We start from the raw sequence: 14751 nt of genomic DNA on the forward strand, positions 1-14751 counted from the left end.
TCTAACCTTCCCTCACAGCTGCCGCGACCTCGTCGCCTAGAAATCGAAGTCCCGCCCCGTTGGAGGACTTGAACAAAACTATGTCGCCGGCGCGTAGCTGCTCGTCGAGCAGCGTCCGCGCTTCCTCGAGCGTCTCCACATAATGCGCTTCGTCGCCCCAGCTGCCCTCGAGCACGGCCGAGTTATATGCGGCCTTCGCTCCGGAACCGATGATAACGAGCTTAGCGATATTCAGCCGTACCGCCATACGCCCGAGTAGATCGTGTTCGTGCACGGAGTCTTCGCCGAGTTCGCGCATCTCCCCGAGCACCGCCCAGGTCCGTCGGGCCGGTTGCGTGCCGTCCCCACGGCCCAGTTCGGCCAGCGTGACCAGGGCCGCGCGCATCGAATCCGGGTTGGCGTTATACGCATCGTTAATGATGCTCACGCCATCGGAACGCTCAATGCGTTCCATGCGCCAGCGGCTACCGGCGCCCCGCCCATGCAGGGCCGCGGCGATCCGGGCCGGCTCGACCCCGACGGCTTGGGCGGCCGAGGCGGCGGCCAGAATGTTGCTTACGTGGTGCCGACCCAGTAGGCCGCTGGTAATCCTGTGCGTGCTGCCGTCGGCAAAAACCAGTGTCAGTTCCGGTTGGCCGGCGCTGTTGACCTGAACCTCGCGGGCCCAGACGGCTCCGGGCTGCGCCTCCGGATCGGCCGGTTCCTGCCCGAAGTACCGTACCTGGGCCGTGGCGCGCGAGGCCATCCGGGCCACGCGTGGATCATCGGCATTCAGCAGGGCGGTGCCCGTAGCCTCGAGGGACTCCACCAGCTCCCCCTTGGCGCGCTCGATATTGTCGACGCCCCCGAATTCGCCGGCGTGAGCCGTACCCACGCAGAGCACCACGCCGATCTGCGGATGGACCATATCGCATAGGTAGTTCAGGTGCCCGATACCGGTGGCGCCCATTTCAATCACCAGGTACTTGGTGTCCGCGGTGGCCTGGAAGACCGTCAGCGGCACTCCGACCTCGCCGTTATAGGAGCCGATCGGCGAGACGGTCGGCGCCTCGGCGCTGAGGATGCCCGCGAGCAAGTCCTTGGTCGTGGTTTTGCCAGCCGAACCAGTAATGCCAATGACCGTCGCGTCATTGGTGGCCTTGAGGTGCCGCACGATATGCGCGGCGATCTGACCCATGGCTTCCACCGCGTCGGGGACGATGATCGCCGGGTGAACGGCCCGCGAGTCGTCGTAGGTTTCGCGCTCCGCAAGGGCTAGCACGGCTCCGGCGTTCAACGCCTGATCGATGAAGGCGTGCCCGTCGGAGAACTCACCGGGCTTGGCCACAAAAAGGCCGCCGGGTACTACTTCGCGCGAATCGGTGGTGACGGCGGAAACAGCGATGTCACCGTCGGCGGAACGGGTGGCCCGGCCTCCGGTGATCGCGATCAGCTCGTTTAAAGACAGTTCAATCATGGCACTTAGGACTTTACACTCGACGGGCACGGAACCCGGGGTTAGGCATGGGTCGCGACGGTCACAAAACCGCGGCGTGTCAATGCCGCGGACAGCTCGGTGCGATCATCAAGTTCCAGATCGACGCCGGCGACTTCCTGACTAACTTCATGTCCGCGCCCGGCAATCAAAATCGCGTCGGACACACCGGCCAATTCCACGGCCTTATCGATGGCCGCCGCGCGAGGTGCGACGTTGAGCAGCTGGACGGCACGACCGGAGACGGCAATGGCCTGCCGGGCACCGGCGGCCACTTGCTCACGAATCGGCGCGGGGTCTTCCCCGTGCGGATCGTCGTCGGTGACAATCACAATGTCGGCATGCTCGGCCGCCACCCGCCCCATATCGGGTCGTTTGGTCTTATCGCGCTCACCGGTCGCCCCAAAGACCACGATTCGACGCCCACCGGGGCCCGGCCGCATGGACTCCAGGGCCTTCACCAAGGCATCGGAGTTGTGCGCAAAGTCCACGACGGCCACCGGTTCATGACCGATGACCTGCATCCGTCCCGGCACGGCCACGGAGAGCGGGTCGTGGGCGTCCAAGGCTGCCTGCAGGTCCTCGAGCGCGACGCCCGAGGCATGCACCATCAGCACCGCGAGGGCCGCGTTGGCCACATTAAACATAGCAGGCAATGCCGTGTGGGCGCGCAGTTCGGCGCCCTGCCGGTTGCGCAGCACGAAGCGGTGCCCGAGCTTCTCGACGGTGACATCCTGCACGCGCCACTGGGCCGTCGGGTGGTGCGCATCCAGGCTCAACGACAACGTCGGAATTTCGGCGTTCTCGGCAAGACGTTGCCCATACTCATCGTCCACCATCACCACGGCGCGCTGGGCGCGCTGGGCGGTAAACAGGGCCGCCTTCGTGGCGAAGTACTCCTCCATCGAGCCGTGGAGATCCAAATGATCCTGCGTCAGGTTCGTGTAGCCGGCCACGGCGAAGCGCAGCCCGTCGACACGACCATAGGACAGCGAGTGGCTCGAAACCTCCATGGCGATATGCCCGACGCCCTGTTGCTCCATATTGGCGACGATCGCATGCAGTTGCGTAGCCTCAGGAGTAGTCAGCACCGACGGGATGATCTGCCCGCGCGCCGAGATTTCGATGGTCCCCACGATGCCACAGGGCCGCGAGAGCGCCTCCAGCAAGGACTGGATCATGAAGGTGGTGGTGGTTTTGCCGTTCGTTCCGGTGACGCCGAAAAGCTCTGGCGCCCCATCCGTGGTGCCGTAGATCATCCGGGCCGCGGGGCCGGCCAGCGCCCGTACATTCTCGGTGATGGCCACCGGTACCTCGACGGCGGGCCCGAGGATGTCATAGCCTGCCTGGTCGGTAAGGATCGCGACGGCACCGTGCTCCAGAGCGGTAGCGGCGAACTCTGCGCCGTGTCGGTTCGCCCCGGCGATGGCCAGAAACAGATCGCCGGGCAGAACCAGTTGCGGATTCATGCTCACACCGCTTAGTTGCACCGATGCGTTCTGGTTCTCGGAGCGTGAGCCGACCTCCAGTCTGCTGCAAAGCTCGGCAAAGGTAATACCGGGCGTCGCCGCCGGTCGCATGAGCTGTTCGAGCTCGCGGGGCGAGCGCAGGTCCTTTTCTACCAAGGCTTCTTCTGATCCTTACCGACGAAGACCTTGTAGGCCTCCGACTTCGTTGAGCTCGGCGGCACATCGAATGTGTTCAATGTGTGCTCCATAACTTCGGTGAACGTGTCGGCCACCGAGAATTCTTTCCAGCTACCCTGTGGGCGGTACATCGTGGCCACCACAACAAACTGCGGGTCTTCCAATGGGGCGACGCCAGCAAAGGAGTAGGTGTAACCGTCGTATCCACCGCTGGGACCGGCCGCCTGTCCGGTACCGGTTTTGCCGCCGACGCGGTAACCCGGAATCCTCATTTTACCGCCAGTGCCGGAGTCCACGACGGACTCCATGAGCTTGAGCATCTCGTCGGCGGTCTTCTTCTTAACCACCCGGCGCTGCTCTGGCTTCTCACGTTCGATGGCGTTGCCATCGGCATCCACATAGTGATCGATCAGGCTCGGGGCGATCCGCACCCCACCATTGGCCAGCGCTTGGAAGATCGAAGCGGTATGCAGCACGGTCTGCGAATAGCCCTGACCGAACATGGTGGTGTACTGCTGACGACGGTCCCAGGTATCCGGCGCGGCAAGCTGCCCCGCGCTAGCACCGTTCAGACCCATTTGGATCGATTCGCCCAACCCGAATGCACGCATGTAGTCGTAGCGCTGCTGTTTGCTGAGCTTATTACCCACCATCACGGTGCCGGTGTTGTAGGAACGGGCGAAGATGCCGGCCACGGTCATATCGTAGGTCGAGTGCGGCAAGGAGTCGTGGATCGTTTCCTTGGTGAAGGTTTTTTGGTGCGGTACACGCATCTCGTCCAGCGGTGACACTACGCCGGCATCGATGGCCGCGGCAAAAATCGGCGCCTTACCGGTCGAGCCTGGTTCAAAGGCTCGCGTAATCGAGGTCGAGCGGCGGAACTCGGGCTTGGTAGCCCCCGGGTCATTCGGGTCCAGCTGCGCGGAGTCACCGATGGCCAAGACCTTGCCGGTCTTGACCTCCATAACCACCACCGAAACCCACTCGGCACTAAACTGCTTCTGTTTCTTCTCCGCTTCGCGCTGGGCGATGTAGTTGATGTCGGAGTCAATCGTCAGCTGAACATCCTGCCCGTTGACCGCAGGAGTCTCCTCAATATCGGTAATTGGGATGCGCACACCATCGGCGCCGACCTCATACTTGCGGCGACCGTCGGTACCGCGCAGGTGCTCTTCCTGGCTGAGTTCCAGACCTTCGGCGCCGACCAGCGAGGTCTGATCCTCCGAATTGCGCACAAAACCGAGCAATGGTCCGGCAATGACGCCCTGCGGGTATTGGCGTTCGCTACGCAGAAGGGCATTCAACCGGGGAATGCCGACCTCCATGACCTCATTTTTGACCTCCGGGGTCACACCCTTGGCCAGAATGACATACCCCTTAGGTTTGGCATCGCCCTGCGGACGCACCAGCTTCTTCAGGTCTTCTGGATCCTGGTTCAACAGTTCGGCGAGTTCTTTGATCGCCTGATCCCAGCTAACCTTCTCGCGCCCATTCGAACCGTCGCGCTTCTTACGGGTGACCGCATCTTCCTGTGCGCGCTGGTCAATGACCAGATCGTAGCGGTCAACGCTCACCGCCAGGGTGGTGCCATTTCGATCCAGAATAGACCCACGGGTGGGGGTTATGACCTCTTCACGTTGGCGCACCTGCTGTGCTTTTTCAGCGACAGTCGCGGCATTAATGCCTTGAATCCAGAAGAGACGGCCGGCAATAGCCAAAAGTGCCGCCAGCGAGAGGATGAGGACAACCCTCATACGTTTCTTGGCGGTGGTCGATGCGGTAGAAATCACTGGTGCCCATTCCCGTCAGCATTGGTCTGATGAAGCTCGATCAAGCGCTGTCACTGAATGATACGCGCCAATTCTAGGAGGTCGGTGTGCTCAAGCTCGGGGCCGGAATCGTGCCGCCGTTGAGCTCGCCCTCGGTAAATACCGGACGGCCATCTTTCTGCGCTCGCTCGGTAGCGGCCTTTGAGGCCTTAGCCTTCTCTTCGCTCCCCTTGGCGGCGGCCTTCGCGTCGGCTTCGGCTTTGGCCTCGGCCTCCTTCTTAGCGGCCAGTTCCTTTTCCTTGGCTTCGGCCTTGGCCTTCAGCGCCTCACCGGGGAGCGGAAGATTGACGTACTTGGTACCGTCTTCGGGCTTCGTCGCAGCCTTGGCCTCCTGTGAGATCTTGTTCTCATCAAGATTCACTAGGCCCGGCGCACCAGGAGCCACCAGCCCCAGGTCCTTAGCCTCTTTGGCAAGCGCCTGTGGCGCGGACAGCGACTGTGCTTCTTTCAGCAGCGCCTGGTTCTCTTGCGAGAGGGCCCGCTCCTGACCGCGGAGCGAGACAATTTCGTACTGTCGCTGCGCCACCGTTGTGTTGAGCAGCACCAGAGTCACCACCACGGCAACGGCCAAGGCCACCAGTATGGAGAACATGACGATCAACGAGCGCCGGTTATTCTGGTCGAGTTTCGGCACCAAAGACAGCGTGACGCGTCTTTTGGTCTCAGCGAACTGCAAGTCGGCAGCCGGAACGGGTTCGGGGCGCGCGGCACGAGCAGTGCTGCCCTCCACAACCGGTGCGGTGCCCGGGAAGGCAGACTTCTGAATACGGCGTGGTGCTCGTTGAGTCATGCTAGCTCCTCTTCAGTACGCGTTCCACCGCTCGCAAGCGGGCCGATGCTGCACGTGAATTCTCAGCGATTTCTGCATCGCTGGGCTTTTCGGTTCCCTTGGTCAAGACCTTGAATTCGGCCTTATGTTCTTCGAGCTCCACCGGGAAACCCGGAGGCGCCGATGAGGTCGATCCCTGCACGAAGTGACGTTTGGTGATCTTGTCCTCCAGCGAGTGATAGCTCATGACCACCACACGCCCGCCGACATTTAGCGCCCCCATGGCCGCCGGAATCGCTTCTTCCAGCACATCGAGCTCTTCATTGACGGCGATTCGAAGTGCTTGAAAGGTGCGTTTAGCCGGGTGCCCGGAGTTACGGGCTGCGGCGGCCGGAACGACGGCGCGAATGACCTCTACCAGTTGCGCGGTGGTAACGATCCGTTCGCTGGCGCGCGCTTCGACTATCGCTCGTGCGATCCGACCTGCGAATTTTTCTTCGCCCCACTGTCGGATGATGCGCTGTAGCTCGGCCTGATCGAGGTCATTGACTAGGTCTTCCGCGGTGGGCCCAACCGAGGTGTCCATCCGCATATCCAGCGGGGCATCGTAGGAGTAGGCAAAGCCACGCTCCCGTTCGTCGAGTTGCAGGCTCGAAACGCCTAGGTCGAAGAGCACGCCGTCAACACCGGCGAATCCAAGGTCCTCCACCACGTCTGCGATCTCGTTATAGACGGCGTGCACCAGATCGGTGCGATCGGCAAATTTAGCCAGACGAGCCCCGGCGAGCGCATGGGCCTGCTCGTCTCGGTCCAGTCCAATGAGATGCAGGTCGGGGAAACGGGTCAGCAGAGCCTCGGAATGACCGCCCATACCCAAGGTGCAGTCAACGACCACGGCCTGACGCCCCTGAGCCTGTGCGTTGTGAATTCCAGGCGCAAGCAGATTCACGCAACGATCCAGAAGTACCGGAACATGCCGTTCCGCCGCTGGTCGCTCATTCTGCGATGCTGCCACTAGTATCCCTTTCTCCAGCCCCGCCGCTGATGTCAGGTCCCCCTCCAACCCCCGGCAACGATTCGTTCTGGCTCCGGGGAAGTGAAGCCAGAGCTTATCGCTCCGCGAGATGGCTGGAGATCTCACACCAGCGTCATGATTCTCAAATTCGTAGATTGTCAGTCTTCGTCGTCGGTTTCGGAGAAGGCATCTTCCTGCTCTTGCAGGTAGGTTTGCCAGGAATCCGTGTCCCAGATTTCTACGCGGTTGCCAGCGCCGATCACGGTGACCTCGCGCTCCAACCCTGCATAGCTACGCAGAATCTGAGGAATCGTGACGCGCCCCTGCTTATCCGGCAGCTCATCCGATGCGCCCGAGAGAAACACTCGGGCATAATCACGAGCCTTACGCGAGGTCAACGAAGCCTGAGCCATCTGCTCATGTTGCTTCTCGAACTCGGCCTGACTGAAGACATAGATGCAGCGCTCTTGTCCTCGAGTGAGCACCAAACCGCGTGAGAGTTCGTCACGATATTTCGCAGGGAGGATCAGTCGCCCCTTCTCGTCCAAGCGCGGCGTGTACGTCCCGAGGAACATTCACGCCACCTCCTGAAAATGGTCCGAAACGACCCCAACCCCTCTACTACGCTCCACTTTACTCCACGACCCTCCACTGTCAACGCACATCTCCCCTTTCCACTAGGCCTTGGAATAAAAAATCCGCGTCCTATCGCGGGAGATCGACGCGTATAGCGAGTGTGCAGAGTAGCGGAGCATGTGAGCTTCGCGAGGCTCATCCGGGCGTATTTCCGCGAGTTAACGTGCGCTTTGGGAGGAACTTGAACCTTCGGTGGCGCAAAGTGGAGGGCCGTGGAAACCGGGCAGATGAACGCCGGGTGGGAAAAATCGCGAAAACCTAGGAATCTCCAGAGAATCACTTTCCGCCCCTAATTCAATGCAGAGCATTTCGCCCCTGCAGCGCGAGGCGATCGTCCGTAAATGCCGAGGGTTGGCGCTTCGAGGGAGTGAAGTGGAGGATCAGGAGATGGTTCGCTGTAGCTGCACGTCTGGGCCCTACCTCTTAGAGGCAGTGATGCGGGGGCTGCACCTTCGGGCACGAAAAAGGGCGTAGCCGCCATAGCTACGCCCTTTTTAGAAAACCGTTGATGAGTGTTAGTCGTCTTGATCTCGCTTGCGCTGATCCCAGCGCTCCTCAAGTCCCGACATGAAGGAGGACCCCTGCTTACGTCCCTGCCCCTTGGCGCCGGGAGCCCCAGTTCCGCCCAGCTTGCCCGAAGCAGACTTACGCATGGCCAGCAATACGCCACCGAACATGAGTGCAAAACCCAGCACACCCAACGGGATCCACTGCTGTGAAATACCGAAAATCAGTACCGCGACACCGGCAATTGCCAGCAGAATACCCAGTGCGATGTTGCGCGTCGAGAACCGGCCGTTCACGGGAGCCTTCATACTTGAGGCAAAACGGCGATCTTCATGCAGCTGTTTTTCAAGCTGCTCCAACAGACGTTGCTCATGTTCTGATAGTGGCATCGTCCTCTCCTTCCACACGCAATTGATGCTTCTCACCCATCAATTCGTATAACGCACCATGCGCCGCTTTTGTTCCCCATTCTTAAGGGACCGTGCCTACATATCTAGGATAGTCTCATTTTGGCTTCTCGTGGCCCTCGCGCCGTAATTCTGAAGTTTCCATCAGACTCTGCTCGGCACGTGAACGTTCGGCAGGCGCCCCGAGCAAACTCGCTGGCTTGACCACCGATCCGGGAAACCGCTCGTTAATACGATCAATCGCGAGTTCCGACTCACGCTCCCGCTCACCGCTCTCGTCCAGGGTGAATTGCAATCCCTCGCTCGGGCTACCCAGCTTCTCCACGCGCAAGCCAATAAGGCGGACCGGTTGTGCCAATGGCAAGAGCTTTTGCAATAGCGGTTTAGCTTCCCGGGCCAAAGCAGCCGTCGAATCGGTAGCCGCCGGCAAGGTACGTGAGCGGTTGGCGACGCTAAAGTCGGCATACTTGAGCTTGAGCCCGAGCCCGGCTGCGGTATGCCCTTGCCTTCGCAAACGGCGCCCCAGCCGATAGGCCAGGTCCACCAGTTCGCGCTCGACCGCTTGCGGATCACGAAGATCCGTGGCCAATGTATGCTCCACGGAGATGCTCTTCTCCTGGTGCTCCGGTTGTACCGGCCGATTGTCAATTCCCAGCGCCAGCTGATGGAGCGACCGCCCGGATTCGCCGAATCGTGCCACAAGACGCGAAACCGGCTGCGCGGCGAGGTCCGCAATACTGGCAATTCCCATGGTGAGCAGTTGCTCACGGGTCTTCGCTCCGACTCCCCACATATGCGCGATAGGTAGTTCGTGGAGAAACTCCAACGTCCGTTCGGGAGGAACGACAATGAGACCGTTGGGTTTGGCCCGAGTGGACGCCAGCTTGGCTACGAACTTATTTCTGGCAATGCCAACACTGGAAGGCAGCCCGAGGTTGTGTGCAATGTACTGGCGAATCTTGTGAGCAATATTCACCGGCCCACCAAGCAGGCGCATGGAACCGGTAACGTCGAGGAAGGCCTCGTCGATACTGACCTGTTCTAGTAGCGGTGTGATCGTGGCGAAATACTCCATCACGGCCCTCGAAGCCGCCTCGTAGCGTTCCCGATGTGGCGGGATAATGACAGCGTGTGGCGCCAGAGCCATGGCCTTACTCATGGGCATGGCCGAGCGTACGCCCAGTGCGCGGCAATCATAGGACGCCGACAACACGACGCTACGCCCTTGCGGGCTACCGACGATCACCGGGCGGGAGGCCAGCTCTGGGTCGTAAAGCCGTTCCACCGACACGAAAAACGCATCCATATCCACATGCAAGATTGCGCGCTCGGGGCCGGTTTCCATGCCAATAGTCTAATTCCCGACCCCGACAGTGAGCACCGAGCCCCCTAGCTGTCTCGACACCGGCCACCACCGTGCAAGGTAAGCTGAAGATGTCCGATATTGCCTTGTGTAGAAAAGATGTCGAATGTCGCTCCCCGATTCATCCACCGCTCTCGAAAAAGAAGCAGGGCGCTTAAGCATCGCCTATGCATCCTCGGTGGCCGAGTCACTGACCGAGTTCTTGGATCTCAAGGAACAGGAAGTCGCGCAAATCACGAACTCCGCCACTGAGATTGTTCGCGCGATTAAGGACCTCTCGGCCGGCGGAAAACGTCTTCGCCCACTCTTTGCCTACTGGGGATTCCGTGGTGCTGGAGGTCCCGAACAGTCGCAGGACATCGTCAAGGTCGGCGTTGCCCTAGAACTCTTCCAGGCAGCGGCCCTGATCCACGATGACCTCATTGACAATTCGGACACGCGACGCGGACAGCCAAGCGTGCATAAGCGCTTCGAGGCACAGCATGCCCTCTTGGGCCTCAGCGGGGACGCCGTCCGTTACGGAGCGGCAAGCGCTATTCTCACCGGGGATCTGTGCCTTTCGCTCAGCGAAGAAGTTTTCTCTTCCATCGACCGAGACGGCCATGCGGCGCGACGCATCTTCAATTCCATGCGCACGCAGGTTATGGCCGGTCAGTACCTGGATGTACTCGAGGAGTTCGCCGGGTCGGTCTACAACCCCGCCGAAGCGGTCAAGCGCGCCCGAACTATCGTGCGCTACAAGTCTGCGAAGTATTCCACTGAAAATCCCCTGTTGCTCGGCGGAGCCTTGGGAGGTGCCGACGAGCACCTGCTAACCGCCTATGGCAATTTCGCATTACCGCTCGGCGAAGCTTTTCAGCTTCGAGACGACGTGCTCGGAGTCTTTGGAGACCCCTCGATTACTGGGAAGCCAGCAGGCGATGACCTGCGCGAAGGAAAGCGAACCGAGATCATCGCCCACGCCCTTTCGTTGGCCAGCGATGACGAGGTGGAATTTATTCAGACGCGCCTCGGTGCCCGTGACCTATCGGAGCACGAAGTGTCGCGGCTCAGCGGCATTTTGCGCGACAGCGGCGCCCTGGCGGCTACCGAGGAAAGCATCGACGCGCTCACCGCACAGGCCCTGCAGGCCTTGGATGAGCTCGGGATCGACCGTTTAGCTCACACCGGTCTGCGCTGGCTCAGTGACGCGGTCACCAAACGAGCTAAGTAACGTCAAAAGCCTCAGGGTCAGAACCTTCCGGTTCTGACCCTGAGGCTTTAACACTGTTGGTCGCTCAGGGGTTACCAGCCCAGAGCCTGCGCACGGCGACGAATCTCCGTTTTACGCCCCGTGCGAAGGCAGTGCATGGGTGTTCCGGGCAGACTGTCGTCTTCGGTAAACAACCACTGCACGGCTTCTTCATCGGAGAATCCAGAGTCCCGCAGCACCGAAAGAGTGCCCTTTAGACTTTCGACGATTGCCCCGTCCTGGACGAACTGTGCAGGCACGCTCTTGATGCCGCGTTCGCCCACGCGCAACACGACGATGGCGCGCTCGTCAACGAGTCGATGGACACGACGAATATCAATATCCAGTAGCTCCGCCAGATCCGGCAAGGTCAGCCATTCACCGACCAATTTTTCGATATCACTCACTCCACTAGGTTCCCACATGGGTCGTGGACAAAAAAACTTTCGCCAATCCAGTCACACTGGTTTCCTTGCGACTCATTAGTAGTGTAAATTCACAAGTATCACTTTGATAACAATTGCATCACGAACTAATTGCCAGTGGCTGGTCGTTTGTTATGCGCGGATCGTTGCCCACAACTTTTGATATGAGGAACCCCCAAATGTCCCCAGAGTCGAAACATGTTGCTATGCATGCCTTAGGTGTCGTGGCTACCGCATCCATTCCGGCAGCCGTCATTGGTAGCCTCGCGGCCGCGCCCGCCATGGCACTACCCGTGGAGACCTCTAAGACCCAGGCATTCGCGCCCAAGTCGGTAAATCCGCAAACCGTCAAAAAGGCCGAGCAGCACATCAAGGCCCATCTACTCTCTTCGAGCGTGACAACGCTCGGGTTGCCGGCACATCGCTCCGTCAGCGAAATCACGGTTCCCGAGGGCGCCTCGCTCTGGAGCATCGCCCGGGAGTACGACACCACCGTTGATAAGCTGCGTAAGCTCAACGACATCAAGGGCGATCACATTGTCGCTGGTCAGAAGCTCAAGATTTCGGGCGACTCGTCGGGCTCGTCAAGCCCCAAGAAGACCTCGTCGTCGAACACCAAGGCCACGTACTACACGGTCAAGTCCGGCGATACCCTCAGCGGCATTGCTTACAAGCACAAGCTGTCTCTCGATAGCCTGCTGAAGAAGAACGACCTTTCGCGTTCCTCCAAGATCTTCCCTGGCGACAAGCTGCTCGTGGGTGGCCAGAAGAGCGCCCCACAACAGCACAAGAGCGGCTCGGCCCCCAAGTCCAGTGGCGGCTCCAGCTACACCGTGACCTCAGGCGATACCTTGGGCGGCATCGCCTACAAGCACAAGCTATCGCTGGCGGAGCTGCTCAAGCTCAACCCGAAGCTCAGCAAGAACTCGGTGATCCACCCGGGCGACAAGATTCGCGTGGGCGCAGGATCCAGCTCGGAGACCAAGTCAACCGGCAAGAGCACCCCCACGAAGAGTGGCAACGGAACGTACACCATTCAGTCCGGTGACACCCTCTCGGGCATTGCTCACAAGTTCGGCATGAGCACCAAGGACTTGGCCGCCAAGAACAACATGCGAGTCAGCGACACCATTTACGTCGGGAAGACTCTGGTCGTCTCAGGTCAAAAAACTGGTGGCTCGAACAACTCCAAGCCACAGGCCCCGTCGAAGACCAAGACCTCGACCTACACCGTCAAGGCTGGCGATACCTTGGGCCAGATTGCCAACTCCCACGGGATGCGGCTTGCACAGCTGCTGGATCTGAATCCGCACGTAAGTGTCGACGCTCCGTTGAAGATCGGCACCAAGCTGAAGCTGTCCGGTTCCTCCGTCGCACCGAGCGGTGAGGTCAAGAAGGAGACGCGCAAGATCGGCAACTCCTTCAACGGACGCACCTACCCCGAGACCACCGTCGACAACGCCAACGAGAACAAGAACAAGCTCGACGCCATGGATGTGCCCAGCCGAGGCCAGATGGAAGCGATGGTGCGTTCAACCGCCCAGTCCATGGGTGTTGACCCTGCGCTGGCGTTGGCCCACGCCTACCAGGAATCCGGCTTTAACATGCGGGCGGTGTCCCCAGCCAACGCACTGGGCGTCATGCAGGTCATCCCCTCCACCGGCGAATGGATTTCCGGACGCATCGGGCGCCAGTTGAACCTGCTCAACCCGCAGGACAACGTGGCCGCCGGCGTGGCCACCATCGCGTACAACCTGGACAACACCGACAACTTGGATCACGCCATTGCTGCCTACTACCAGGGGCTCGGCGGTGTGCGTAAGTACGGCATGTACGAGGACACGAAGCACTACGTCGCCAGCGTCAAGGCACATATGAAGCGCTTCCGCTAAAAGCACGACGGCGCCAAAACGTAGGGGGTAGATCCACATTTGAGTGGATCCACCCTCTACGTCGTTAACTCCTTAGCGACGCTCGATATCCAGCGGCAAGTTGATCTCAACTTGAGTCCCGCCATCGGGCGCAGGCAGCCACTGGATGTCTCCGGAGAGCTCACCGGAGACGAGAGTCTGCACAATTTGTAGCCCTAAGCCCTGGCGCCGCGGTTCGGGGGGCAATCCATGCCCGTCATCGCTGATGACGACCTTCAACCAGTTGCGGGCGTCGGCGCCACGGTAGCGTGCAGCATGCAGGATCACGGTGCCATCACGCCCCGCAAGACCGTGCTCCACCGCATTGGTCACCAACTCGTTAATCACCAGCGACAGCGGAGTCGCAAGGTCCGCCGGAAGCATCCCGAACTCCCCCTCACGGCGCGTGGTGACACGCTGTTCCGGGGAGGCGATCTCGACGATGAGCCGGAACTGGCGATCCATCAGATCGTCGAACTTGACGCTCTCGTTCAGGCCCTTGGACAAGAAGTCATGCACGGATGCAATCGTGGAGACTCGGCGCATGGCCTGTTCGAGCCCCTGTTTACCTTCGGGAGAATCCATACGCCGCGACTGCATGCGCAGCAGGGCCGCCACCGTTTGTAGGTTGTTCTTCACTCGGTGGTGGATCTCGCGAATGGTGGCGTCCTTGGAGACGAGCTCCTTCTCCCGCCGACGCAACTCGGTGACATCGCGGCACAGCACGAGCGCCGCGAAACGGCGCTTGGCGTCGCGCAAGGGAATGGCCCGAAGCGACAGCGTGACCCCGTGAAATTCCACTTCGGTACGCCAGGGCATCTTGCCCTGAAGCACCAGCGGCAACGTCTCATCGACTACGCGTCGATTGCGCACCAAAGCCATGGTCAGTTCTGCCAGCGGTTGGCCTTGCAATACTTCCGCGGCACCCAGTCGGCGGAAGGCGGAGACCGCATTGGGACTGGCGTATTCGACGACCCCTTCGGTGTTCAGCCGGATAAAGCCATCGCCGACACGCGGCGCGCCGCGCCGTGACCCGGTGGGGCTAGCAAAATCGGGCCACAAACCGCGCGTGCCCATCACCAGCAGATCTTCGGCGCTTTGCCGATACACCAGCTCCAAATTAGACGGGGTGCGGCTTGGCGACTGATCGTAGTGCGTGGTGATCACCGCGATGGGGCGTCCCTCGCGGGCCATCGGTACTGCCTGCACGCTGGGCTGGCCCAGAATAATCTCGGTGCTGGGGATGGCTGTGGAGCGCTGAATCTCTAGCGTCTGCCAGGCTTCGTCCACCATGATCCGCAAATCTTTACGGATGCGCTCCCCCACGAAGTCCGTGTGGAATGACGTGTGCGAGGTGGAGGGACGCACATGAGCCAGCGCAACATAGGATCCATCGCCGGTGGGGAACCAGAGCACCAGGTCTGCGAACGCGAGGTCCGCGACCAGCTGCCAGTCCCCCACCAACAGGTGGAGCCAGTCCTCATCACCGGGCTTCAAGTCGGCATGTTGGCGCAATTGCTCGGTGATGAGGGCCATAGA

General features: G+C 60.5%; 12 protein-coding genes. 2 read left to right on the forward strand and 10 right to left on the reverse strand.

The window, feature by feature from the left end:
• Nucleotide 1 precedes the first annotated feature (1 nt).
• The 8 genes from ACJD00_RS10435 to dinB form a co-directional block, all read right to left on the reverse strand.
• Complete coding sequence (locus tag ACJD00_RS10435; protein WP_418906952.1) at nucleotides 2-1456, reverse strand: UDP-N-acetylmuramoyl-tripeptide--D-alanyl-D-alanine ligase; 1455 nt, start codon at nucleotides 1454-1456, stop codon at nucleotides 2-4.
• Nucleotides 1457-1497: 41 nt separating this feature from the next.
• Nucleotides 1498-3099 (reverse strand): UDP-N-acetylmuramoyl-L-alanyl-D-glutamate--2,6-diaminopimelate ligase, encoded by a 1602-nt coding sequence (locus ACJD00_RS10440; protein WP_418906953.1) that lies wholly within the window; start codon nucleotides 3097-3099, stop codon nucleotides 1498-1500.
• Entirely contained in the window at nucleotides 3093-4874 is a 1782-nt protein-coding gene (locus ACJD00_RS10445; RefSeq protein WP_418906954.1) for a peptidoglycan D,D-transpeptidase FtsI family protein, read from the reverse strand. The genes ACJD00_RS10440 and ACJD00_RS10445 overlap by 7 nt, the downstream gene beginning before the upstream one ends.
• 109 nt (nucleotides 4875-4983) lie before the next feature.
• The gene (locus tag ACJD00_RS10450; RefSeq protein WP_418906955.1) at nucleotides 4984-5739 is read right to left on the reverse strand and encodes a hypothetical protein; all 756 of its coding nucleotides are present in this window, start codon (nucleotides 5737-5739) and stop codon (nucleotides 4984-4986) included.
• A 1-nt stretch (nucleotide 5740) separates the two neighbouring features.
• A complete protein-coding gene (gene rsmH / locus ACJD00_RS10455; RefSeq protein WP_418906956.1) occupies nucleotides 5741-6733 on the reverse strand; it encodes a 16S rRNA (cytosine(1402)-N(4))-methyltransferase RsmH in 993 nt (330 codons plus the stop codon).
• Between the two features lie 158 nt (nucleotides 6734-6891).
• Nucleotides 6892-7308: a division/cell wall cluster transcriptional repressor MraZ gene (gene mraZ, locus ACJD00_RS10460; RefSeq protein ID WP_309406537.1), complete on the reverse strand. Its 417-nt coding sequence runs from the start codon at nucleotides 7306-7308 to the stop codon at nucleotides 6892-6894.
• A gap of 576 nt (nucleotides 7309-7884) precedes the next feature.
• The gene (locus ACJD00_RS10465; protein WP_418906957.1) at nucleotides 7885-8265 is read right to left on the reverse strand and encodes a DUF3040 domain-containing protein; all 381 of its coding nucleotides are present in this window, start codon (nucleotides 8263-8265) and stop codon (nucleotides 7885-7887) included.
• 115 nt (nucleotides 8266-8380) lie between these two features.
• The gene (gene dinB, locus ACJD00_RS10470; protein WP_418906958.1) at nucleotides 8381-9628 is read right to left on the reverse strand and encodes a DNA polymerase IV; all 1248 of its coding nucleotides are present in this window, start codon (nucleotides 9626-9628) and stop codon (nucleotides 8381-8383) included.
• 124 nt (nucleotides 9629-9752) lie between these two features.
• Here dinB and ACJD00_RS10475 point away from each other — a divergent pair, with 124 nt between their 5' ends.
• Entirely contained in the window at nucleotides 9753-10859 is a 1107-nt protein-coding gene (locus tag ACJD00_RS10475) for a polyprenyl synthetase family protein (protein WP_418906959.1), read from the forward strand.
• Nucleotides 10860-10930: 71 nt separating this feature from the next.
• Here the strand turns inward: ACJD00_RS10475 and ACJD00_RS10480 are convergent, their stop codons facing one another.
• Nucleotides 10931-11284, reverse strand: a complete 354-nt coding sequence (locus ACJD00_RS10480) for an Rv2175c family DNA-binding protein (protein ID WP_309406532.1) — start codon at nucleotides 11282-11284, stop codon at nucleotides 10931-10933.
• 242 nt (nucleotides 11285-11526) lie between these two features.
• Here ACJD00_RS10480 and ACJD00_RS10485 point away from each other — a divergent pair, with 242 nt between their 5' ends.
• Entirely contained in the window at nucleotides 11527-13194 is a 1668-nt protein-coding gene (locus tag ACJD00_RS10485) for a LysM peptidoglycan-binding domain-containing protein (RefSeq protein ID WP_418906960.1), read from the forward strand.
• Between the two features lie 72 nt (nucleotides 13195-13266).
• Here ACJD00_RS10485 and ACJD00_RS10490 read toward each other — a convergent pair whose 3' ends face one another.
• The gene (locus ACJD00_RS10490; RefSeq protein WP_309406528.1) at nucleotides 13267-14748 is read right to left on the reverse strand and encodes a sensor histidine kinase; all 1482 of its coding nucleotides are present in this window, start codon (nucleotides 14746-14748) and stop codon (nucleotides 13267-13269) included.
• Between the last annotated feature and the right edge of the window lie 3 nt (nucleotides 14749-14751).

The sequence above is a fragment of the Glutamicibacter endophyticus genome, from assembly GCF_048457885.1.
GTDB lineage: Bacteria > Actinomycetota > Actinomycetes > Actinomycetales > Micrococcaceae > Glutamicibacter > Glutamicibacter endophyticus.

Excerpts from the sequence above, each read along its gene's own strand:
- ACJD00_RS10435 (WP_418906952.1), bottom strand. The coding sequence starts at position 1,456 with ATGATTGAACTGTCTTTAAACGAGCTGATCGCGATCACCGGAGGCCGG.
- ACJD00_RS10490 (WP_309406528.1), bottom strand. The coding sequence starts at position 14,748 with ATGGCCCTCATCACCGAGCAATTGCGCCAACATGCCGACTTGAAGCCC.
- mraZ (WP_309406537.1), bottom strand. The coding sequence starts at position 7,308 with ATGTTCCTCGGGACGTACACGCCGCGCTTGGACGAGAAGGGGCGACTG.
- ACJD00_RS10450 (WP_418906955.1), bottom strand. The coding sequence starts at position 5,739 with ATGACTCAACGAGCACCACGCCGTATTCAGAAGTCTGCCTTCCCGGGC.
- ACJD00_RS10475 (WP_418906959.1), top strand. The coding sequence starts at position 9,753 with ATGTCGCTCCCCGATTCATCCACCGCTCTCGAAAAAGAAGCAGGGCGC.
- ACJD00_RS10445 (WP_418906954.1), bottom strand. The coding sequence starts at position 4,874 with ATGAGGGTTGTCCTCATCCTCTCGCTGGCGGCACTTTTGGCTATTGCC.
- ACJD00_RS10465 (WP_418906957.1), bottom strand. The coding sequence starts at position 8,265 with ATGCCACTATCAGAACATGAGCAACGTCTGTTGGAGCAGCTTGAAAAA.
- dinB (WP_418906958.1), bottom strand. The coding sequence starts at position 9,628 with ATGGAAACCGGCCCCGAGCGCGCAATCTTGCATGTGGATATGGATGCG.